Below are 21,586 nucleotides of genomic sequence, written 5' to 3' on the forward strand. Positions count from 1 at the left end.
CCGCTAGCGTAGCACAAATACCGCATATCGATATTCGGTTTGTGATCGTTCGGCCGCCGCGATGGGCGCGACACCGGCCGCAGGCCCTCAGGACATCGCCAGTTCCACGCAGTTGCGCCCGGCCCGCTTGGCGCGCGCCAGTGCGGCATTGGCGCGCACCGCGAGCGAGTCGCCGCTCTCGCTCTCGCCCAGCTGGGCCACGCCCAGGCTGATGGTCACGTGGTCGCAGCCCGGGATCTCGACCTGTTCGATGGCGGCGCGCAGCTTCTCGGCCATCCTGAGGCCGTCGATCGCGCTGGTATGCGGCGCGATCACCAGGAATTCTTCTCCGCCCGCGCGCACCAGCACGTCGCTGGCGCGCAGCAGCGCGCGCGCGGTGTCGGCCACGGTGCGCAGCACGATGTCGCCGACCGGATGCCCGAAGCTGTCGTTGACCTGGCTGAAGCGGTCGATATCGAAGCTCACCAGCGCCAGCGGCAGGCGGTAACGGCGGGCGCGCTTGATCTCCTGTTCGAGCAGGTGTTCGCCGTGGCGGCGGTTGGCGACCTCGGTCAATGCGTCGGTCGTGGCCAGGTGGGTCACGCGCGTCAGCAGGGCCTCGTTCTCGCGCGTGACCTCGGCCATGCGCAGGCCATGCGCGGCCAGCTGGGCCAGGTCGTCCAGCGCCTGCAGCTGCGCGCGCGAAAAGGCGCGCGCATGGTCGAACATCAGGCACAGCGAGCCGCGCGGGCCGCCCGGGCCCGGGCCCGGGATCGGCAGGCCGACCGCCATGCGGACGCCGAAGCCCTCCAGGCTGGCCGCCAGTTCGGGCTCGCCCGCCTTTTCCGGCGCGTCGAGCAGGGTGAACTCGCCGCTGGCGGCGGCCAGCAGGCCGGGAAAGGCGTGGCGCAGCGGCGACTGAAGCAGGCGGCCCTCGACCTCGAGCAGCGCCATCAGGTGCAGGCCGGCCACACCCTGTTCGGCTTCCAGGTGCAGGTCGCCGTCGCGATGCTGGAACAGCGCCGCATGGACCAGGCCCGGCCAGCCCGACAAGGCCGCGCACAGGCGCTCGGCGAAGCGCACGCTGTCGTCGGCGTCATCCAGCGCGCCCTGGCAGGCGCCGCGCAGCGCCAGCAGCGTTTGCAGCGCTTCCTCGGCCGGGCTCGGGGCCGGCGCGGGCGCGAAGCCGGCGCGCAGGCGCGCGTCCAGCAGCGCGCGCGTCTGCTGCGCGCGCAGCGGGCCGATCGCATAGTCGATCGGGCCGAAGGCCATCAGCGCCGGCAACCAGCGCGCATTGGTGAAGGGGCACAGCACCAGGATCGGCTTGCCGGCCCGTTCGGCCACCAGGGCGCCCAGGGCCGCCAGGTGGATGCCCAGCTCGCAGCGTTCGAGGTCCAGCACCACGAGGTCGGCCGGCTCGCGCTCCAGCAGGCCGCGCGCCTGGGCCGCGCCGGAGGCCACCCGCAACTGCGCGAAGACCCCGGCGCAGGCGCTCTGGAAATCGGCGCGGCGCTGGCCCACCGGATTCACGAACAGGCAGCTGTAGTCGATGTTCACTTCATCGGCGCGCGCGCCCTCTTCTCCCATCCTCATTCTCCAAAACGTTTCCTGGCATTACCGATTCGACATGTTTGCTTCGCGAGTTTGCCATAACCGCGGCGCTGTGTGTGGAACCGCACCGTCGCGCCGCGCCGCGCGTCCAATACTCTCCAGATCGAATGCATATTCATGGGAGAAGCACGATGGGACAGCAGGACGACGTGGCAAACAAGCAGAAGGCCATCCAGAACCGCCAGGACCAGATCGATGGCAGCATGCAGAAGGCCGAGAGCAAGGGCGAGGCGGTGCAGACCGGCGTGCGCCAGCCCGAGACGCCGATGCCCGCCCAGCACCTGGCCAAGCCCGGCATCGAGGCGCAGATGGAACTCAAGCCGAAGTTCATGGCCGAGGGCTACAAGGGCAGCGGCAAGCTGGAAGGCATGAGCGCCATCGTGACCGGCGCCGACTCCGGCATCGGCCGTGCGGTCGCGGTGCTGTTCGCGCGCGAAGGCGCCGACGTGGCCGTGATGTACCTGAACGAACACGAAGACGCCGAGGAAACCAGGCGCTGCGTCGAGGCCGAGGGCCGCCGCTGCGTGACCATCTCGGGCGACGTCAAGGACGCCGCCTTCTGCAACGAGGCGGTGGAAAAAGTCGTGGCCGAATTCGGCCGCCTGGACGTGCTGGTGAATAACGCCGCCTTCCAGGAACATGCGAACTCGCTGCTCGACATCACCGAAGAGCGGCTCGACGAGACCTTCCGCACCAATATCTACGGTTACTTCCACATGGCGCGCGCCGCCCTGCCCCACCTCAAGCAGGGCGCGTCCATCATCAACACCGGCTCGGTGACCGGCCTGCAGGGGTCGAAGAAGCTGCTCGACTATTCGGCCACCAAGGGCGCGATCCATGCCTTCACGATGTCGCTGGCCTCGAGCCTGATCGAACAGGGCATCCGCGTCAATGCGGTGGCGCCGGGCCCGGTCTGGACTCCGCTGAACCCGGCCGACCAGCCGCCCGAGCAGCTGAAGGAATTCGGCGCCCAGACCGACTACAAGCGCCCGGCCCAGCCGGAAGAACTGTCGCCCGCCTACGTGTTCCTGGCCTCGCCAGTGTGCTCGGGCTACATCACCGGCATCGTGCTGCCGATCACCGGTTCGGTCGGCTGACCGGCCGGCCTGCGAACGACAAGGAGGACATCCATGCGCAGCATGTGGAAGGGGGCGATCAGTTTCGGGCTGGTCCATATTCCGGTCGATATGTATACCGCGGTCGAAAGCAAGGGGCTGGACCTGACCATGCTCGACCGGCGCGACTTTTCGCCGGTCGGTTTCAAGCGCTACAACAAGGGCAACGGCAAGGAGGTGGCGTGGGACGACATCGTCAAGGGCTACGAATATGAAGACGGCGAGTACGTCGTCCTGTCCGACGAAGACCTGCGCCGCGCCAACCCCGAAGCGACGCAGACCATCGACATCCAGGCCTTCGTGGATGCCGAGGACGTGCCGCTGATCTACTACGACCAGCCGTATTACCTCGCGCCGGGCAAGGGCGGCGCCAAGGTGTATGCCCTGCTGCGCGAGACCCTGCGCGAGGCCGGCAAGATCGGCATCGCGCGCGTGGTCATCCGCGTCAAGCAGCACCTGGCGGCGCTGGTGTGTGTGGGCGACACCATCGTGCTCAACACGCTGCGCTATCCGGACGAGATGCGCGATGCGGGCGAACTCAAGATCCCGTCGCCCGACTCCAAGACCGCCGCCGTCACCGTCAAGGAACTCAAGATGGCGATGGCGCTGGTCGAGGGCATGAGCGAGGACTGGGCGCCGGAGCAGTACCACGACACCTACCGCGAGGACGTGCTGGCCCTGGTCAAGAAGAAGATCAAGGCCAAGCAGACCAAGACCATCACCCAGCCCGAGCCCGAGAAAGAAAAACGCACGAGCGGCAAGGTCATCGACCTGGTCGCCCTGCTCCAGGCCAGCCTGGGCAAGAAGCCGGCCAGGGCCGCGCTGGCGGCGGCGCTGGAAGATGACGACGACGATGACGACGATCCGCCGCCGCGCAAGTCGAAAAAGCCGGCGGCAGGCGACGACGACGACGAGGTCCACGTGCCGCGCGCGCGCAAGACGGCGGGCTCGGGCAGCCGTGCGGGCGCGAGCGCCGCCAAGTCGACGCGGGCCACGGCGAGCAAGACCGCGGCCAAGCCGGCGGCGAAGAAAGCGGTCGCCAGGAAAGCGTCCGCCAAGGCGCCGGCACGCAAGAAGGCGGCGTGAGGATGGAGGGACTGATCGACCTCCTTCAATGGCCGGCGATGCTGGTCAGCCTCTACGCCGCCTTCCTGATCGGCTCCAAGCGTGCCGAACGCCGGGTGTTCGGGTTCTGGATGTTCATCCTCAGTAACCTGCTGTGGATCGTGTGGGGCTGGCACGACGAAGCCTGGGCCCTCATTACCCTGCAGCTGGCGCTGATGGCGATGAACGTGCGCGGCATCTTCAAGAACGGCGATTGAAGAACTTGACAATAGGAAACGCCGTGCATATCATTTTTACTGAATTTATAAAATCTATCGCGGCAATAAATTCACAACACTTTCGGATTTGCTAGTTTCTTGATAGAATCTCTTCATTGATTTTTCATCAGTGATAAGGAGATTCTATAATGACGCAAGCACGCCTCACCACCGCCTCCGGCATCCCGGTCGCCGACAACCAGAACTCGCTGAGCGCCGGCCCGCGTGGCCCGCTGCTGCTGCAGGATTTCCACCTGATCGAAAAGCTGCAGCACTTCAACCGCGAGCGCATCCCTGAGCGCGTCGTCCACGCCAAGGGTTCGGGCGCCTACGGCAGCTTCACCGTCACCCACGACATCACCGGGCTGACGAAAGCGAACCTGTTCGCCCACGTCGGCAAGCAGACCCCGGTCTTCCTGCGCTTCTCGACCGTCGGCGGCGAAAAAGGCAGCGCCGACACCGAACGCGATCCGCGCGGCTTCGCGCTGCGCTTCTATACCGAGGAAGGCAACTGGGACCTGGTCGGCAACAACACGCCGGTGTTCTTCATCAAGGACCCGATCAACTTCCCGGACTTCATCCACACCCAGAAGCGCGATCCGCAAACGAACCTGAAGTCGGCCAATATGATGTTCGACTTCTGGAGCAATGCGCCGGAGAGCCTGCACCAGGTGACGATCCTGTTCTCGGACCGCGGCACGCCGGACGGCTACCGCCACATGGACGGCTTCGGCAGCCACACCTATAGCCTGATCAACGAACAGGGCGAGCGCGTCTACGTGAAGTGGCACTTCAAGACCCGCCAGGGCATCAAGAACCTGAGCGCCGCGGACGCCACCCGCATCGCCGGCAGCGATCCGGATCACGCCCAGCGCGACCTGTTCAATGCGATCGCCGCCAACGACTTCCCGCAGTGGGAAGTGCAGGTGCAGGTCGCGACCATCCAGGAGCTGGAAGCCTGGAGCGCGCGCACCGGCTGGAATCCGTTCGACCTGACCAAGGTATGGCCGCATGGCGACTTCCCGCTGCAGCCGGTCGGCGTGCTGGAACTGAACCGCAACCCGCAGAACTACCACGCCGAGGTCGAGCAGGCCGCCTTCTCGCCGGCCAACGTGGTGCCGGGCCTGGGCTACTCGCCCGACAAGATGCTGCAGGGCCGCCTGTTCGGCTACCACGACGCCCAGCTGTACCGCGTCGGCACGAACCACCAGCACCTGCCGGTGAACGCCCCGCGCTGCCCGGTCCACAACCACCAGCGTGACGGTTCGATGGCGATCGCCAACGGCGGCGCGGCGCGCAACTACTACACGCTGAACAGCGTGGGCGCCGGCGCCACCGGCATGGGCCACGGCGAGCGCGAACTGGCCCTGGAAGGCGATGCCGGCCGCTTCGACTTCCGCGGCCAGGAAGACGATTACACGCAGGCCGGCAACCTGTTCCGCCTGATGGACGCCCAGGCGCGCCAGAACCTGTGCGACAACCTGGCCGGCCCGCTGAGCCAGGTGGACGAGGACATCCTGCAGCGCCAGCTGGGCCACTTCGACCAGGCCGATCCGGCGTATGGCCGCGGCGTGCGCGCCTCGCTCAAGGCGCTGGGCAGGAACGTCGACTAAGCCTCGACCACGCGTCACCAGCCCTCAAGCTTCTCCCTCCTTGCCGCCACCCGGACCGCCAGTTCCGGTGTGGCGGTTTTTTATTCAGGGCTCGAAGCCGAGCGCCTTCATCGCTTTGGTCAGCGTCTTCGCCGCCCTGGCATAACCCTCCCACGGCGCATTGCCCTCGTCCAGCCGCGTGTGCACATTGGCCACCGTCCACTGCGTGCTCGATTTCAGGGCCGCCAGCTCTTCCCAGCGCAGCGGCACCGAGATCCCGAGTCCCGGCCGCACCCGGGCCGACCAGGCCGCGACCGTGGTCGCGCCCTGCCCGTTGCGCAGGTAGTCGATGAAGATCTTGCCGACCCGGTTCTTCGGGCCGCTCTTGAAGGCGAAGCGGTCGGGCAAGGTGTCGGCCATATGGCGCACGATCGCCTGCGAGAACGCCTTCACCGTATCCCAGTCGTGACCACCCTTGATCGGCACCACCACGTGCAGGCCCTTGCCGCCGCTGGTCTTGAGGAAGGCCGGCAAGCCCAGTTCGTCGAGGAAGGCATGCATCAGCTGGGCCGCCTCCTGCATCGCCGGCCACTCGACGCCCTCGCCCGGGTCGAGGTCGAACACCATGCGGTTCGGCTTCTGGTAGCTGCCCTTGAAGGCGTTTTGCGTGTGGATCTCGACCACGTTCCACTGCGCCGACGACAGGATGCCTTCCACGCTTGCCACTTCGAGCATCGACGGATGGTCGGGGTCGAGCGCCTGGTCCAGGTGGCGCAGGCCCGGCATCTTGCGCACGTCGGCGTGCTTCTGGAAGAACAGTTCGCCGCCCACGCCCTCGGGCGCGCGCACCAGCGATACCGGACGCCCCTTCAGGTGTTCCATCATCAGCTCGCCGACCAGCGCGTAGTAGCGAATCAGGTCGAGCTTGGTGGCGCCGCTCTCCTTGTCGATCACGCGGTCGCCATTCGTGATCTTCATCGTCGCCGGCAGCCTGCCCGGCGCCGAAACAGGGTCCGGAGCGTCTGTCGCGGATGCGTCGTCCATATGCTGTGCCTTTTCACGTGTGATGCCCTTGGCCGGCTTGTCTTCGCGCAAGCCCTGGAATACCGGGTGGCGCACCGCGCCGGCGCTGGTCCATTCGGAGAAGCTGACCTCGGCCACCAGCACCGGCTTGACCCAGTGGTGCTTGCGGCCGGGAACGGCGCGCGGCGGGAAAGGACTCTCGTCGCTGCGCAACTTTTCCAGCCGCTTGGCGATCGCGGCCAGCGAGGAATGGTTGAAGCCCGAGCCGACGTTGCCCGCGTAGCGCAGCACGCCTTCTTCGTCATACGTTCCGAGCAGCAGCGAGCCGATGCCGGTACGCGAACCCTTGGGGTCGGTGAAGCCGCCGATCACGAATTCCTGGCGCAGCCCGCACTTGAGCTTGATCCAGTCGGGCGAGCGCCGCGACACATAGCGCGCATCGCGCCGCTTGCCGATCACGCCTTCCAGCCCGATCTTGCAGGCGGCGACCACCAGCTCGTCCGGCTTGTTGCCGAACTCGGCCGAGAAACGGACCTTGTCCGACTTCTTCTTCGCGAGCAGCTGTTCGAGCAAGCCGCGCCGGTCGACCAGCGGCAGCTCGCGCAAGTCGTGGCCGTCGAAGTATGGCACGTCGAACAGGAAGAATTCGATGTGTTCGGCATGCTTGCCGTCGAAGGCCAGCTGCAGCTTGCCGAAATCGGGCTTGCCGTTCTCGTCGTGGACCACGATCTCGCCGTCATACCAGCCGTCGGGCAGCTTCATGCGCTCCAGCTCGGCCTTGAGCGGCAACAGCTTGTCGGTCCAATCATTGGCATTGCGCGTGATCAAGCGCACCGCGCCGTCCTCGATGCGCGCCAGCATGCGGTAGCCGTCGAACTTGACCTCGAATACCCAGTTCTCGGAGTCGGGCGGGGGCGCGTCCACCAGCGTGGCCAGCTCGGGCGAGAATTTTTCAGGCAAGGCGACCAGGTCGGAAGCCGGCGCCGCCCTGGGCTTGGCGGCGGCTTTTTTCTTCGCCGTCGTTCTTTTCTTCGGCGCCGGCGCCTGCTCCTCCTCCTCCTCTTCTTCGCGCAGCGCCTCGACCTTGCGCTGCACCCGCTCGGGCATCGGCAGATGCTTGACGCTGTCCGGCATCTCGTCGACCAGCGAGAATTCCTCGGATGAGCGCGCGTACTCGTCCTTCTCCTTGATCAGGAGCCACGGTTCCTGCTTCTCGTCGCCGCGGCCCTTCATGCGCACCAGGGTCCAGCGACCGCGCATCTTGTGGCCGTGCATCTCGAACTTGATGCTGCCCTTGGCGAATCCCTTGTGCGGGTCTTCCAGCGGCTCCCAGGTGCCCTTGTCCCAGATGATGACTTTGCCTGCGCCATATTGCTTAGCCGGAATCGTTCCTTCGAAATCGGCATACGAGATCGGGTGGTCCTCGACGTGCACCGCCATCCGCTTGTCGTGGGTGTCGTAACTGGGGCCTTTGGGCACTGCCCAGCTCTTCATCGTGCCGTCCAGCTCGAGCCGGAAATCGTAATGCAGGCGGCTGGCCCAATGCTTCTGGATAACGAAGGTCAAGGCGTCCACGCCGGGCGTGCCGCCTTCGGCAGGCTCTGACGTGATCGTGAAATTGCGCTTGGCTTTATAGACTTTCAGTGCGTCCGGCATGGCGATGCTCCAGGAACCTATTGATCACAGCCTATTCCTGCCTCGCGTCGGGGACTGTACGGCAGCGAACGCTGACCGGGGTCGTTGAGATAAATGTAAGTGGATGTAAATGCCGTCAACTGGACTGTAACGCGCCCCGTTATCAGCTCAGTAACACGATGCAGAAACACCTGGATTGCTCTGCGGAGCCCCACGAGATCAACCGAGTTTCAAACCACTATAAAGGAATGACACCATGAGCAAAATCGCCGCTACCCTGATCGCTGGTCTGTTCGCTACTTCCGTGTTCGCCCAGACCCCTGCCACCACGCACGACCAGGCGCACGCCACCAAGGACGCGGCCAAGGCCGACGCCAAGCATGCGAAAGAAGTGGCCAAGGCCGACGAGAAGGTAGAGAAGGCCACTGCCGAAGCGAAGGCCGACGTCGCCAAGGCCGAGGCGAAGGCAGCCGAGAAGAAGGCGGAAGCCAAGGCCGACCAGGCCGAAGCGAAGGCCGACAGCGTCGCCCGCTCGCAGTAATCCCCGGGCTCAGGGCCTTCACCAGAAGCCGGCTCGAGCCCCACCATATCGCGGCGTTCCCCACGCCGCCCCCGTGCAAAAGACAGGCCATCCTGTCTTTTGCCACGCCTGCTCTACAATAGGATTTTGCTCGCCACTCCAAAGGACACCATGGACCGTATCGTCTTCCTCGACCGCGACAGCCTGCAGGCCAATGTGCGCGTGCCCGGCTTTGCGCATACCTGGCAGGACTACGCGGGCACCAGCCCGGACGAGGTCGTGGAACGGCTGGCCGGCGCCACCGTCGCGATCACCAACAAGGTGCCGCTGCGCGCCGCGGCGATCGCGCAACTGCCCGACCTGAAACTGGTCGCCGTCGCGGCCACCGGCCTCGATAACGTCGACCTGGCTGCCTGCCGCGAGCGCGGCGTCGTGGTCTCGAACATCCGCGACTACTCGCTGGTCTCGGTGCCCGAACACTGCGTCACCCTGATGCTGGCGCTGCGCCGCAACCTGCGCGCCTACGCCCTCGACGTCGAGGCCGGCAAATGGGAAACCTCCAGCCGCTTCTGCCTGCTCGACCACCCGATCGGCGACCTGGCCGGCAGCCGCCTGGGCATCGTCGGCTACGGCGCGCTCGGCAAGCGCGTCGCCGGCATCGCGCGCGCCTTCGGCATGCGGGTGGCCGCCACCTCGCGTTCGCCGGTCCAGGATCCGGACGTCACCCAACTGGCGCTGGACGAGCTGCTGGCCACCTCGGATATCGTCAGCCTGCACCTGCCGCTCACCGAAGACACCCGCGACCTGATCGGCCGGCGCGAGCTGGGCCTGATGAAGCCGGGCGCGCTCCTGATCAACACGGCGCGCGGCGGCCTGGTCGACGAGGCGGCGCTGGCCGAGGTGCTGATGGAAGGCCGCATCGGCGCCGGCTTCGACGTCCTCTCCAAGGAGCCGCCGTCGTCCGGCAATCCCCTGCTCGGCCTGCGCCTGCCGAATTTCATCCTGACCCCGCACGTGGCCTGGGCCAGCGCCGGCGCCATGCAGACGCTGGCCGACATGCTGGTCGATAATATCGAGGCCTGGCAGGCCGGCGCGCCGCGCAACGTGGTCTGACGTCTAGTCCGGCGCCCGTAGCGGCAGGTCGAGCACGAACAGCGTGCCGGCGCCGGGCGTGCTCTCGACCCGGATCGTCCCGCCCAGCAGGCTGGTGACGATGTTGTAGACGATGTTCAGGCCCAGCCCGGTGCCGCCCTGCCCCATGCGGGTCGTGAAGAAGGGATCGAAGATGCGCCCGAGATGGGCCGCCTCGATGCCGCGTCCGTCGTCGCGGAAGGTGATGGTCACCCGGCCGTCGTGCGGCGCGGCGACGATCGTCATGGCGCCGCCCGGCCCCTCGAAGGCGTGCAGCATGGCATTGTTGACGAAGTTGATCAGGACCTGGCCCAGCGGGCCCGGGAATCCATCCATCGCGATGCCGGCCGGCACGTCGAGCAGCAGCCGGTGCTCGGCCAGGCGCACCGTGTTCATCAGCGTCGCGACGATCTCGTGGCAGGCCTGGGCCAGGTCGAAGCGGCGGCGCTGGGCGCTGGCCTGGTCGACCGAGACCTGGCGGAAGCTGCTCACCAGTTCGGCCGCATTGTGCAGGCTGCGCACGATCAGTTCCGATGCCTCCCTCGAGGCGGCCATGTAGTCTTCCAGGTCGGAGCGCTTGAGCGTGGCCTGCGCGAAGCGCGCCGCCACCGCATTGGTGCGCTCCTGCAGGGTGCTGGCCATCAGCAGGCTGTTGCCGATCGGGGTGTTGAGCTCGTGCGCCACGCCCGCCACCAGCGAACCGAGCGAGGCCAGTTTCTCCTGGGCCGCCAGCTGGGCCTGGGTTTCCTTGAGGCGGTGATAGGCTTCGGCATTGTCCATGGCCACGCCCACGTAGGCCGCCAGCGTGCCCAGCATGTCGAGGTGGACCTGGCCGTAGGCGCCGGGCTGGCGGCTCTGCACCGTCACCGCGCCCAGCACCCGCTCGCCCACCGTCACCGGGACGCACAGCAGCGAACGCGGCGCCTGGACGGCGGACTCCGACACCGCCACCGCATCGAGCGCGTCGACCGCCTGCGAAAGGCACGAAGGAAGCTCGGCCTGCACGTCGGCCAGCAGGAACTCGCGGCCCTCGGCCACGCAGCACGACAGCAGGTGGCGCGCCGGATCGAAGCGCAGCTCGCGCGGCGCCATGCGCCGTCCGACCACCATCGCATACGGCAGCTCGAGCGTCTCGTGCTCGGGGCGCCACAGCGCGACCGCGAACACCGGCGCGTCCATCAGCGCCACCACGTGCTGGTAGAGCGTGCTCATGATGGCCTCATTGTCCAGGTTCGCGGTCAGCACCCTGCCCATGTCGGACAGCAGCGCGATATTGCGGTGCGCGCGCTCGACCGATTCCTTCTGGCGCTCGACTTCGCGCTTGCCGCGTTCGGCCGCTTCCTTCTGCAGCAGCAGTTCGGCGGTGCGGGCATGGACTTCGCGCGCCAGCAGCCCTTTCTGCTCGACCAGCGCGCGCACCCGCAGCCGGTAGACCAGGTAGGACAGCGCCAGCACCACGCTGGCCGCCAGCGTGCGGAACCACCAGGTCTTCCAGTACGGCGGCGTGATCGTGATCGCCAGCGCGGCGGCGTCCTGGCTCCACAGGCCGTCCTTGTTGCTGGCCCGGACCCGGAACACATAGCGCCCCGGATCGAGGTTCGTATAGGTCGCGAAGCGCCGGCTGGCATTGGTGTCGACCCAGGCCTGGTCGAAGCCTTCGAGCTGGTAGGCATAGCGGTTGCCGTACGGGTCGGCATAGTGCAGGGCCGCGAATTCGAGGGTGAACACGGTGTCGCGGTGCGACAGCGTGATCTCGCGCCGCGTCGGCAGGTCGGGGATGGAGCGGGTCTTGTTCAATACCAGCAGGTCGGTGATCGCCACCGTCGGCGCAAACGGGTTGTCGCGCACCTCGGCCGGAAAGAACGAAGTCATGCCGCTGATGCCGCCGAAATGCAGCTGGCCGTTGGCGCCGCGCCAGCCCGATCCGACGAAGTAGGAACCGTCGATCAGGCCGTCCTTGGCGGTGTAGCTCTTGGCCTGGCCACCCACCGGATCGACCCGCGTGATGCCGGCCGTGGTGCTGACCCACAGGTTGCCGTCGTCGTCCTCAAGGATGGCGCCGACCGATGGCGCATCCTCGCCGTCGGCGAAGGGATAGAAGCGGAACCAGGTGCGCTCGCCGTCGCGCATCATGCGGTGCAGCCCGCCGGCGGTGCCGACCCACAGCTCGCCCTTGACCGATTCGTACAGGTAGTTGACGCGGCTGTGGCGCAGGCTGCCCGGATCGGCCGGATCGTTGCGAAAGCGGGTGAACGTGTCGGCGGCGCGGTCGTACCGTTCCAGGCCCGACTCGGTGCCGATCCACAGGATGCCGTCCCGGTCTTCCAGCAGCGCGCGGCCGTAGTTGTCGCCCAGGCTGGTCGGGTCGAGCGGGTCGTTGCGCCAGCTGCGCGTGGTTTCATGGCCGGGGGCCAGCGCCGACAGGCCATCCCGCGTCGTCACCCACAAGGTGCCGTCGCGGCCGGCGAGGATGGCCTGCACGTGGTTGGCGCTCGGGCCGCGCCCCAGTCCCACCCGCCCCATGCGTCCATCCGGCGTGCGCCACAGCAAGCCGGTCGGGGTGCCGATCCACAGCCGGCCGCGGGCCGGCGCCAACGCCGTGACGCGCTCGCCCAGCATGCCGGAGCGCAGGCGTGTGACCTGGCGGGTGGCCGGATCGAGCAGCATCAGGCCGTCGCTGACGGTGCCGACCCACAGGCGGCCGTCGGCTCCGTCGGCGATGGCGCGCACCCGCGCGCGGCCGATGCCCTCGGTCTCGCCATAGCGCGCGAAGCCGCCGCTGGCCAGGTCGGTGCGGTTGATGCCGCCGAAATAGGTGCCGACCCACAAGGTGCCGGTGCGGTCGACCAGCACCGCCGGCACCTGGTTGTCGGACAGGCTGTGCGGGTCGTGGGCCGCGTTGCGATAGCTGATGAACTTGCCGCTGGAAGGGTCGCGCCATTTGAGGCCCTGGTTCTCGGTGCCGACCCACAGCTGGGCGCCACTGTCGTGGTACAGGGTCCTGACGTGCACCTCGCCCATGCCGTCGGCCGCGCTCATGCGCTGGCGCCGCGGCGGCCCTTCGTCGAGGCGCCAGGCTTCGAGCCCGGAGCCGGTGCCGACCCACAGCGTGTCGCGCGGCCCCATCGACAGCGCGAGCACGGTATTGCGCCGGGCGTCCGCCGGTGGCGCGAGCGCAAAATGTGCAAAGCGACCGCCGCCCGGCTCCATCCGGTCCAGGCCGGCGGCCGTGCCCACCCACAGCGCGCCCGTGTTGTCGAAGGCGAGCGCATTGACCCGATCGTCGCGCAGGCTGGCGCGGTCCTCGGGGTCGTGCACATAACCGCGGTGCCGGCCGGTGGCCGGATCGAAGCGCACCACGCCGTCGGTGGTCGCCAGCCACAGCGCGCCATCCGGCCCTGGCACGATGGCCACCACCGAACGCATCACGCTGCGCCCTTCGTCCGCCAGCGCATGGCGCTGGAAGCGGCCGGTGGCGGGGTCGTGACGCGCGAGCCCGCCCTTGGTGCCGAACCACAGGTAGCCCTCGGGATCTTCGTAGGACGCGGACACGAAATTGTCGGGGATGCTGCCGGGATCGCTGGTGTCGTTGCGGTACACGGTCATCCGGTAGCCGTCGAAACGGTGCAGCCCGGCCTGGGTGCCGAACCAGATGAAGCCGCGCCGGTCCTGCAGGATGTTCATCACCGAATGCTGGGACAGGCCGTCGTCGACCGACAGCCGCTCGAAACGCAGGCTGCGCTGGGCGGCGCCGGCGTCCTTGGCCAGGCTCGCGGCGAGCATGCCCAGGACGCTCAGCAACAGGATGAACATGCAGCGGCACGATGTGGCGCGGACAGTGGCGAAACCCGACATGGCGATCCAATTAATTATCCTGCTATCAAATCTACCAGAGGAGTTTGCTTAGGTGAAATATTTTGAGTCTTCCAGAAACGACAACCCGCTGCTATAATGCGTGCTTCGGGCGGCTGTAGCTCAGCTGGATAGAGTACTTGGCTACGAACCAAGGGGTCGTGGGTTCGATTCCTGCCAGCCGCACCAGAAAATACGAAGGGCCAGATCGCGAGATCTGGCCCTTTTTCTTTGCTCCGGGCATTTGCCGCGGACGGTTTTCCCGACCCGTTACGCGGTTCGGCAATGAACCTTTGCCAAGACGCCCACCTCCCGCTATAATGCCTGCATTGGGCGGCTGTAGCTCAGCTGGATAGAGTACTTGGCTACGAACCAAGGGGTCGTGGGTTCGATTCCTGCCAGCCGCACCAACCTTCTTCAGATAAGGGCGCTTCGCAAGAAGTGCCCTTATTGCTTTTGGCCCGCACGATCACTTCAGCCGCCACCCTCCCTATGAACGACGCCGCCGTCCATCATCCCCAGCCTGACGAGCACGGCAAGCCGGTGCTGATTGCCCGGCCTTCGCAGCCGACCGCGCCCGACACCTGGCACGACCCCGGCCGGGTTGCCACCGTGATTCCCCTCGGCGCCCTGCCCCCGGCGCTCAATGGCCTGCCCTTCGCGCCATGGCTGGACGTGCCGACCACGCAGGCCGACTGGGCCGACGTTGCGGGCCAGGCCGACATCGCCGAACCGGCCTTCGAACGGGCGCCATCGAAATCCCCCGCGGCCGGCGTCGTCATCGTGGAAGACGATGGGCGCGTCTGGGCGGTGGCGCCGTCGAACCGCTTCGGCGGCTATGACGCGACCTTTCCCAAGGGCCGGGTCGATCCCGGCATCAACCTGCAAGCGACGGCGATTCGGGAAGCGTTCGAGGAATCGGGCCTGCGCGTGGAAATCCTGGCTCACCTGATCGACGCGGCGCGCACGCTGACCCATACCCGCTATTACCTGGCGCGCCGGATCGGCGGCAACCCGGCGCTGATGGGGTGGGAGAGCCAGGCCGTGCACCTGATTCCGCAGGCGGATCTTCCTTCCCTGTTGTGCAATCCGCATGATCGGGCGGTCATCGACGCACTGACCCGATCACTCGCGAAATAAATTTCTCGATAACCCTTTGCCAAGATGGACAAGCATCGCTATAATGCGTGCCTCGGGCGGCTGTAGCTCAGCTGGATAGAGTACTTGGCTACGAACCAAGGGGTCGTGGGTTCGATTCCTGCCAGCCGCACCAACCGTTTCACAGAAAATGGCTCAGAAGAAATTCTGAGCCATTTTTCTTTCCGGCTCGCCAAACGCCTGCGCAAAGCCGACCTCGAGATGACCACCGACCGGCACCGCCGCCCACCTTGCAGTCAGCTCGGCGATCGCGGAGCGCACCGCTTCGATGGCCGCCTCGTCGATATCGAGCATGGGGCACGATCTTGCATGGCATGTGACCCGGTACAGGTCGATGAGATCCGTTGCCGGAGCATCGCCGCCGGACCACCCGTCGCCCTGGAAGACTTCCACCAGACGCTCGACCGCGTCGCTGCATGGCTCGCCCTGCATCCCGAAGTTGGCCGCCTCTCCCTCGCCCACCCTGGCGAGAAATCCGCGCACGGCCAGGGTATGCTCCACGGCGTAATGCACCATATCGTGCGGAATGATTCCTTGCTTTGGGCAGTCGACCTGCTCTGGCGGGCGCCCCGGACGCACGATGGTCATCCGGTCGAACTTCCCGGCGCCCTTGGTAAAGACGAGTTGCATGTGAATGGCTCCAGACTGCGCGCATGGCGCATGATCGAACACTACCTGCCAGTGTATTCACATGCTGACAGGCAAGCAAGGCCTGGCGCCGGCCGATCCGGCGCGCAGCGCCCGGCTTGACCCGCGCCAATTGCCGCTTGGCGAAATTGCCACATGCCGCTATAATCCGTGCCCCGGGCGGCTGTAGCTCAGCTGGATAGAGTACTTGGCTACGAACCAAGGGGTCGTGGGTTCGATTCCTGCCAGCCGCACCAACCGTTTCACAGAAAATGGCTCAGAAGAGATTCTGAGCCATTTTTCTTTCCTGAACACGATTTTTGCAATGCAGAATCCTTGCTTGGCGTTCTGGCTGATTGCCGTTATAATGCGTGCCTCGGGCGGCTGTAGCTCAGCTGGATAGAGTACTTGGCTACGAACCAAGGGGTCGTGGGTTCGATTCCTGCCAGCCGCACCAACCCTTTCAAAGAGAATGGCTCAGAAGAAATTCTGAGCCATTTTTCTTTTCTGCCCGCATCTCATTCTCGCGCGCTCAGTCCTCTGAGCATAAGTTCACACGCGCCATTGTCACTCATCCCTTTCGCCCTGTTCAGAACCCTACGTCGGGTGTCAACGGCCTCTGCGCCGGATCACGACCGCAGTTCTTGTAGGACCTGCCCTACATAGGTTGAGCAAACCTTCGTGATTTTCTGCTCTACAACGCCAGATAGCGACGCTCTCCTATGACACGTCATCCGATAGCTATCTCTCCAGAAAATAGTTAGCCTCGAGCATACATTTCCTGTTCCATAAGCCACATAGCGCAGGGGGATGCTTTTCTTTGCTCTTTTGTTAGCATGAAGCTCCCCTTCTTGAAACCATGGCCGCGGGTTGCGGCTGATGTCGCGGCAGATTTCGCGGCTGACCTTTTGCGAGGAAAGACATGAAACGATCTCTCATTGCTGCAATGGTACTGGCTGGCGCGTCGTCGTTCGGCTCTTCCGCCGTGATGGCGCAGGACGTCATCGGAGACTCGCCGCAAGCCCTGGACCTGGTCGATCTGACCGCCTACTTCGGCGACACCTTCGGCGCCGACAATCAGGGCAACACCTTCGCCGACCAGTTCACCTTCACGATCGCGAGCACGATCGGCCACAATCTCGACGCCGTGGTCGCCTCGAGCAGCCGCAGCGGCGACGTCGGCCTGGACATCACCGGCCTGGCCCTGTACGGCGCCGATGACGTGCTCATCAGCGCGGGCGAAGAAGTGCAGGCTGGCGCGGTCGACCTGTGGACCCTCGCCAGCGACAACCTGGGGGCCGGCGACTATTACCTGCAGGTGAGCGGCGAACTGCTGTCGGCCGACGGCGCCAGCTTCGGCGGCGCGGTGGCGCTGGCGCCGGTGCCCGAGCCGGGCACCTACGGGATGATGCTGGGCGGCCTGGGCGTGCTGGGTTTCCTGGCCCACCGCCGCCGGGCGAAGCAGGGCTGACGCCCTGCCAATCTGCAGCAGCACGAACGGAAGCGTTGCACACGCTTCCGTTTTTTATGTGCGCAACTTCTTGACGACGCTGCGCGTGCCCAGGATTTCCTCGATCTGCTCGAAGCGCACCGGCTTGACCATGTGGTGGTCGAAGCCGGCCTCGAAGGCCAGCTGGCGGTCTTTTTCCTGGCCCCAGCCGGTCACCGCGATCAGCACCGTCAGGGCGCCGGTCGGCAGCTTGCGGATGCCGCGCGCCAGGTCGTAGCCCGACATGTGCGGCAGGCCGATGTCGAGGAAGGCGTAGTCAGGACAGAAACGCGCCGCCGCGGCCAGCGCGTCCGGGCCGTTGTGGGTGATCACCACGCTGTGGCCCATCGCGGTGAGCAAGGCGCCGATGCTGTTGACGAAGTCGACGTTGTCGTCGGCCAGCAGGATGCGGTAGCTCTCGGTGCTGATGAAGGCGGCCGGGGTCGGCTTGGTCGGCGGCTCGGGCTCGACCACGATCGGCAGGCGCACCAGGAAGCGGCTGCCCAGGCCCAGGCCTTCGCTGTGGGCGGTGATGGTGCCGCCGTGCAGCTCGACCAGCTTGCGCGCCAGCGACAGGCCCACGCCCAGGCCGGCATTGCTGCGCTCCAGGGTCGAATCGACCTGGACGAACATCTCGAACACCGAATCGAGCATGTCCGGCGCCAGGCCGATGCCGGTGTCGGCCACTTCGAGCACCAGGGTCTTGTCTTCCACCGCGCCCTTGAGCATCACCTTGCCGCCGCGGTTGGTGTACTTGGCGGCATTGTTCAGCAGGTTCGACAGGATCTGGGCCAGGCGCGTGGCGTCGCCGTGCAGGAACACCGGACGGTCCGGCAACTCCAGCACCAGCTCGTGCCCGTGCAGCTCGATATACGAACGCACCACTTCCAGCGCGTCGTTGACGACGGCCTTCAGTTCGACACGGCCCATCTTGATGGTGAACTTGCCGGTGTTGATGCGCGAGACGTCCAGCAGGTCGTCCACCAGGCGCACCATCTGGCGCAGCTGGCGTTCCATGATGTCGGTGGCGCGCTGGGTGGCCTGGGCGTCGCCGCTGCGGATGCGCAGGATGTCGAGGCCGGTGCGGATCGGGGCCAGCGGGTTGCGCAGCTCGTGCGCCAGGGTGGCCAGGAATTCGTCCTTGCGGCGGTCGGCCACGATCAGGGCGCCTTCGGCGCGCTGGCGCACTTCCATCTCGTGTTCGAGCGTGCGGTTGGCCGCCTGCAGCGCGTCCGAACGGCGCCCGATCTCGGCCAGCATGTCGTTGAAGGCCTCGACCAGCACGCCGATCTCGCCTTTCTCCTTGCCCGGCACGCGCAGCGAGAAGTCGCGGCGCAGCATCACCTGGCGCGCGACGTCGGTCACCGCCTCCAGCGGACGCGTGATCGAGGCCTGCAGGCGCGAAGCCACCAGGGCCGCGATCACCAGCGCGCCCAGCAGCACGCCGCCGAGGATGGCGCCATAGCTCAGGGCCCGGTCCAGCACGCCATAGCGCGAACGCAGGTAGACGGTGCCGATCCGCTCGCCGTTCTCGACGATGTCGCGGTACAGCACGACTTCGCCGCGTTCGATGCGGTAGCCGGCCGGCTCGGGCCGCTCCGGCAACTGGGCGCGCACGTCGGGCCGCACATAGGTGGCGAAGCGGGTGCCGTTGGCCGTGTAGACCGCGGCCGCCACGATCTGCGGGCGCACGCGCAGCAGGGTCAGGCTCTGGGTGACGTCGGCCGTATCGTTGAACGAGACCGCGGGCGCGGTCACGCTGGCGACGATGTCGGCCTGGGTGGTCAGGTCATCGATCCAGTAGCGCTGGAAGGTGCGCAGGTCGAGCAGCAGCATCGCCACGCCCGCGCTGAGCAGGGCCACCACGGTGGTCGCCACCGCCATCAGGATCAGTTTGCTCCGGACGGAGCCGGTATCGTGCATCGGCATCAGGAGGCTCCTTTCTGCACGCGGTTCGCGACCGTCAGCAGGCGCGAACTGAGCTTCACATTCTTCTTTTCCGCCGCATCGAGCGAGACGTCGAAACGGACGCGCTCATCGACGATCGTAAAATTGATCACGCTGCCGTGCTGCAGGCAGCCCTCGCATTCGCTCACGGTCAGCCAGGCCGGCGAGGCGCGCAGCAGGCGCGCCGTGCGCGCCCCGTCCTGGCCGGCCACGAACAGCAGGTGCACCGACTGGGCCAGGTCTTGCTCGCGCAGCACGCGCACGGCGATCGTGCGTCCCGCCACCATGCGCCCGGTGGCGATCCGCGTCAGCTCGGCCGCCATGTCGTCGGCGCCGAACACGCCCAGGGTGAGGGGCGTGGCGGCGTCGGAGAAAGCCTGCGGCGGAAATTCGGCGTAACCGAGGAATTTATACAGGAAAGCCGCCTTCACGCGCCGCTCGAGCGCCGGCGCCGCGGCCTGCGCGGCCAGCGGCAGCAGGGGCGCGCCGACGCCGGCCAGCAGCAGGGGCAGCGCCAGGGCCCGGCATGCCAGGCGGCGCTGCGGGCTTTCAGGTTGAGTGATTGTCATGGAATCCATTGGCCAGTCAAAAACGCAGCGCCGCGCTGGCGAACACCGATCGCTCGATCAGCTGGCGGCTGCCGGCCGCGCCGTATTCGGCGTGGCGTCGGTGCAGCAGGTTACGCCCGACAAGGGCGATCTCGAGATCGGGGCGCACCTGCCACGCCAACCGTGCGTCGAGCTCATGATAGCTTGGCAGCGCCGCCTGCGGCATGCTCGCCACGTAACGAAGCGCCAGATCGGCGCGCAGGTGCGGCCCCAGGTCGTGCGCGCTGCGCACAGTCCAGGTCATGCGCGGATCGTTGCCAGCAAGAAAACTCAGGCCGGTACTGTCGCGACTGGCAGGCTCGCGCCCGACGTCCACGTCCTGGACCACCGCTCCCGCATGCAGGCGCCAGCCGCGCGCGGCCTGCCAGTTGGCCCACAGCTCGACGCCGCGCAGCGCGCCCTTGCCCAGGCTTTGCAGGACGTAGGCAGCCGGCGGAATGGCGCCCACCGACGCCCGTTCCAGCGTGCGCAGGCGCTCGAAATCCGTATAGAAGACGGTGGCCGACCACGACAGCGCGGGGGTCGGCTGGGCGCGGTAGCCCAGCTCGGCCACGCGCGCCGTTTCCGCCACCACCTCCGCCCCGCCGCCGACCAGATAGGCGTTCGGGTCGAGCGGGTCGACGACGTAGAAATCGCGGTCGAGGCGCGATGGCGCGCGCACTGTGCGCGACAGCGCTGCCCACAGCATCGAGCGCGCATCGACGTCCCATGCCAGGCGCAGGCTGGGCAGCACCTCGCTGCCGGTATACACATTGTGTTCGATGCGCACGCCGGCGCTCGCGCGCAGGTCGCGCGCCAGCTTGACTTCGTCCTGGACGAACAGGTGCGACCAGCGCAGGCTGCGCCGCGCCGGCGTGAAGCGCAGCAAAGGACCGTTGTCGATCCGGTCGCGGCTGTAGCGATAGCCGCCGCCCCAGGCCAGGCTGTGGCCATCCAGGCGCAGCAGGTGCTGGGCCTCGACGTCGACCGTGTCCAGGCGCTGTGCGCCGACGCCCTGCTGGTCGCGCCGCGCATGGTCGATCCAGGCCTGCAGGCGCACGCTCTGGTTCTCGTCCAGTCGATGCTCGACCCGCCCCAGCAGGTTGGCGCCCGAGGTCTCGGTGCGCGCCTGATCGGCGCCGGCGCGCTGGCGGCCGTCGTGGACGTCGCCGCTGAAGGTCATATCAAGCGCCTCGGCTTCCCAGTCGAGACGAAAGCCCGCCTGCTGGCGCCGCATGCCGCCGCCGCCCGGCCCGCCCCCATCGAACGCCAGCCCCTCGACATCCATGCCGCGCGCATAGGCGCGCCAATGCGCGCCGCCGGCGAGTTGCCCGCCATAGCGCACGCTGGCGCCCTTTTCGCCGGCGCCGGCATGCGCCGTCGCCAGGCCGCCATGGGTCTCGGCGGCGCTGCGGGTAATGATGTTGATGACGCCGTTGACGGCATTCGTGCCCCAGGCGGTGCCGCCCGCGCCGCTGACCACCTCGATGCGGTCCACGTCTTCCAGCGCCACGTCCTGCATTTCCCAGAATACGCCAGAAAACAGCGGCGAATACACGCTGCGGCCATCGACCATCACCAGCAGCTTGTTGGCCAGCGGCGAGACGAAGCCGCGCGCGCTGATCGCATACGACCCGGCGCCGATGCGCGCCACCTGCAGGTTCGGCGCCAGGCGCAGCGCCTCGGGCAAGGTGGTGGCGCCGGAGCGGGCGATCTCGGCCCCCTGGATCACGTAGACCGAGGCCGGCGCGCGCCCCAACGCTTCGTCCTGGCGCGAGACCGAGGTCACCACGATATCGGAGAGCTGTTCAAGGGAATAGTCGGCGAGCGCCACGGCCTGGCCCGGCGGCGGGTCGACTGGCCGTGCATGTGCCTGCGCGGCGCAGGCGCAGGACAGCAGCGCGATACCGGCGCGAGCGAGCAACGAAGAAAATGACATAGTTGCCATCGTAGAACATTTTCTCGCACCCACCAAGTGCGCACACGCTACAGTGTGCA

At 66.8% G+C, this 21,586-nt stretch carries 15 protein-coding genes and 5 tRNA genes; 13 read left to right on the plus strand and 7 right to left on the minus strand.

The features are described from left to right. Positions 1–87: 87 nt before the first annotated feature. Entirely contained in the window at positions 88–1,566 is a 1,479-nt protein-coding gene (locus tag LO55_RS22335; protein WP_071363168.1) for a GGDEF domain-containing protein, read from the minus strand. Between the two features lie 155 nt (positions 1,567–1,721). On the opposite strand from LO55_RS22335, the gene LO55_RS22340 reads away from it, so the two are divergent. From LO55_RS22340 to LO55_RS22355, 4 genes are all read left to right on the plus strand, one after another. Beyond that, entirely contained in the window at positions 1,722–2,687 is a 966-nt protein-coding gene (locus tag LO55_RS22340) for an SDR family oxidoreductase (protein ID WP_071363169.1), read from the plus strand. Between the two features lie 33 nt (positions 2,688–2,720). Continuing rightward, positions 2,721–3,791 (plus strand): non-homologous end joining protein Ku, encoded by a 1,071-nt coding sequence (gene ku, locus LO55_RS22345; RefSeq protein ID WP_071363170.1) that lies wholly within the window; start codon positions 2,721–2,723, stop codon positions 3,789–3,791. A gap of 2 nt (positions 3,792–3,793) precedes the next feature. Continuing rightward, positions 3,794–4,027: a hypothetical protein gene (locus tag LO55_RS22350; protein ID WP_071363171.1), complete on the plus strand. Its 234-nt coding sequence runs from the start codon at positions 3,794–3,796 to the stop codon at positions 4,025–4,027. A gap of 149 nt (positions 4,028–4,176) precedes the next feature. After that, the gene (locus LO55_RS22355) at positions 4,177–5,640 is read left to right on the plus strand and encodes a catalase (protein WP_071363172.1); all 1,464 of its coding nucleotides are present in this window, start codon (positions 4,177–4,179) and stop codon (positions 5,638–5,640) included. 84 nt (positions 5,641–5,724) lie between these two features. Here the strand turns inward: LO55_RS22355 and ligD are convergent, their stop codons facing one another. Further along, entirely contained in the window at positions 5,725–8,298 is a 2,574-nt protein-coding gene (ligD, locus tag LO55_RS22360) for a DNA ligase D (protein ID WP_083415510.1), read from the minus strand. 235 nt (positions 8,299–8,533) lie between these two features. On the opposite strand from ligD, the gene LO55_RS22365 reads away from it, so the two are divergent. Further along, entirely contained in the window at positions 8,534–8,818 is a 285-nt protein-coding gene (locus LO55_RS22365; RefSeq protein WP_071363174.1) for a hypothetical protein, read from the plus strand. 150 nt (positions 8,819–8,968) lie between these two features. Then, a complete protein-coding gene (locus LO55_RS22370; protein ID WP_071363175.1) occupies positions 8,969–9,910 on the plus strand; it encodes a D-2-hydroxyacid dehydrogenase in 942 nt (313 codons plus the stop codon). A gap of 3 nt (positions 9,911–9,913) precedes the next feature. Here LO55_RS22370 and LO55_RS22375 read toward each other — a convergent pair whose 3' ends face one another. Next, positions 9,914–13,741, minus strand: a complete 3,828-nt coding sequence (locus tag LO55_RS22375) for a two-component regulator propeller domain-containing protein (protein WP_229410214.1) — start codon at positions 13,739–13,741, stop codon at positions 9,914–9,916. 151 nt (positions 13,742–13,892) lie between these two features. Here LO55_RS22375 and LO55_RS22380 point away from each other — a divergent pair. The 4 genes from LO55_RS22380 to LO55_RS22395 all read left to right on the plus strand — a co-directional run bounded on the left by LO55_RS22380 (position 13,893) and on the right by LO55_RS22395 (position 15,053). Next, positions 13,893–13,969, plus strand: a tRNA-Arg gene (locus LO55_RS22380). 144 nt (positions 13,970–14,113) lie between these two features. Continuing rightward, a tRNA-Arg gene (locus LO55_RS22385) sits at positions 14,114–14,190 on the plus strand. A 40-nt stretch (positions 14,191–14,230) separates the two neighbouring features. Further along, the gene (locus tag LO55_RS22390) at positions 14,231–14,920 is read left to right on the plus strand and encodes an NUDIX hydrolase (RefSeq protein ID WP_143054601.1); all 690 of its coding nucleotides are present in this window, start codon (positions 14,231–14,233) and stop codon (positions 14,918–14,920) included. A 56-nt stretch (positions 14,921–14,976) separates the two neighbouring features. Next, positions 14,977–15,053, plus strand: a tRNA-Arg gene (locus LO55_RS22395). A 20-nt stretch (positions 15,054–15,073) separates the two neighbouring features. Here LO55_RS22395 and LO55_RS22400 read toward each other — a convergent pair. Beyond that, positions 15,074–15,568: a hypothetical protein gene (locus LO55_RS22400; RefSeq protein ID WP_071363178.1), complete on the minus strand. Its 495-nt coding sequence runs from the start codon at positions 15,566–15,568 to the stop codon at positions 15,074–15,076. A gap of 177 nt (positions 15,569–15,745) precedes the next feature. On the opposite strand from LO55_RS22400, the gene LO55_RS22405 reads away from it, so the two are divergent. The 3 genes from LO55_RS22405 to LO55_RS22415 all read left to right on the plus strand — a co-directional run bounded on the left by LO55_RS22405 (position 15,746) and on the right by LO55_RS22415 (position 17,036). Continuing rightward, positions 15,746–15,822: transfer RNA gene (locus LO55_RS22405), tRNA-Arg, on the plus strand. A gap of 123 nt (positions 15,823–15,945) precedes the next feature. Continuing rightward, positions 15,946–16,022: transfer RNA gene (locus LO55_RS22410), tRNA-Arg, on the plus strand. A 465-nt stretch (positions 16,023–16,487) separates the two neighbouring features. Beyond that, positions 16,488–17,036 carry an FxDxF family PEP-CTERM protein gene (locus LO55_RS22415; protein ID WP_005669967.1) on the plus strand — a complete coding sequence of 183 codons (549 nt, stop codon included), beginning with the start codon at positions 16,488–16,490 and terminating at the stop codon, positions 17,034–17,036. Positions 17,037–17,090: 54 nt separating this feature from the next. Here LO55_RS22415 and LO55_RS22420 read toward each other — a convergent pair whose 3' ends face one another. The 3 genes from LO55_RS22420 to LO55_RS22430 are packed head-to-tail and all read right to left on the minus strand — an operon-like array spanning position 17,091 to position 21,527. Then, complete coding sequence (locus tag LO55_RS22420; protein ID WP_071363179.1) at positions 17,091–18,983, minus strand: sensor histidine kinase, YfiR-like protein-associated; 1,893 nt, start codon at positions 18,981–18,983, stop codon at positions 17,091–17,093. Beyond that, positions 18,983–19,570: a TOL_0243 family YfiR-like periplasmic protein gene (locus LO55_RS22425; protein WP_071363180.1), complete on the minus strand. Its 588-nt coding sequence runs from the start codon at positions 19,568–19,570 to the stop codon at positions 18,983–18,985. Before LO55_RS22425 ends, LO55_RS22420 begins: the two co-directional genes overlap by 1 nt. A 16-nt stretch (positions 19,571–19,586) precedes the next feature. Continuing rightward, positions 19,587–21,527 (minus strand): TOL_0244 family TonB-dependent receptor, encoded by a 1,941-nt coding sequence (locus LO55_RS22430; protein ID WP_083415512.1) that lies wholly within the window; start codon positions 21,525–21,527, stop codon positions 19,587–19,589. Positions 21,528–21,586: the final 59 nt, after the last annotated feature.

It is taken from the genome of Massilia timonae (assembly GCF_001866515.1).
Taxonomy (GTDB): Bacteria; Pseudomonadota; Gammaproteobacteria; order Burkholderiales; family Burkholderiaceae_D; genus Telluria; species Telluria timonae.

Coding starts and splice junctions, on each gene's coding strand:
- LO55_RS22335 (WP_071363168.1), bottom strand. CDS start 1,566: ATGGGAGAAGAGGGCGCGCGCGCCGATGAAGTGAACATCGACTACAGC.
- LO55_RS22340 (WP_071363169.1), top strand. CDS start 1,722: ATGGGACAGCAGGACGACGTGGCAAACAAGCAGAAGGCCATCCAGAAC.
- ku (WP_071363170.1), top strand. CDS start 2,721: ATGCGCAGCATGTGGAAGGGGGCGATCAGTTTCGGGCTGGTCCATATT.
- LO55_RS22350 (WP_071363171.1), top strand. CDS start 3,794: ATGGAGGGACTGATCGACCTCCTTCAATGGCCGGCGATGCTGGTCAGC.
- LO55_RS22355 (WP_071363172.1), top strand. CDS start 4,177: ATGACGCAAGCACGCCTCACCACCGCCTCCGGCATCCCGGTCGCCGAC.
- ligD (WP_083415510.1), bottom strand. CDS start 8,298: ATGCCGGACGCACTGAAAGTCTATAAAGCCAAGCGCAATTTCACGATC.
- LO55_RS22365 (WP_071363174.1), top strand. CDS start 8,534: ATGAGCAAAATCGCCGCTACCCTGATCGCTGGTCTGTTCGCTACTTCC.
- LO55_RS22370 (WP_071363175.1), top strand. CDS start 8,969: ATGGACCGTATCGTCTTCCTCGACCGCGACAGCCTGCAGGCCAATGTG.
- LO55_RS22375 (WP_229410214.1), bottom strand. CDS start 13,741: ATGTTCATCCTGTTGCTGAGCGTCCTGGGCATGCTCGCCGCGAGCCTG.
- LO55_RS22400 (WP_071363178.1), bottom strand. CDS start 15,568: ATGCAACTCGTCTTTACCAAGGGCGCCGGGAAGTTCGACCGGATGACC.
- LO55_RS22415 (WP_005669967.1), top strand. CDS start 16,488: ATGAAACGATCTCTCATTGCTGCAATGGTACTGGCTGGCGCGTCGTCG.
- LO55_RS22420 (WP_071363179.1), bottom strand. CDS start 18,983: ATGCCGATGCACGATACCGGCTCCGTCCGGAGCAAACTGATCCTGATG.
- LO55_RS22425 (WP_071363180.1), bottom strand. CDS start 19,570: ATGACAATCACTCAACCTGAAAGCCCGCAGCGCCGCCTGGCATGCCGG.
- LO55_RS22430 (WP_083415512.1), bottom strand. CDS start 21,527: ATGTCATTTTCTTCGTTGCTCGCTCGCGCCGGTATCGCGCTGCTGTCC.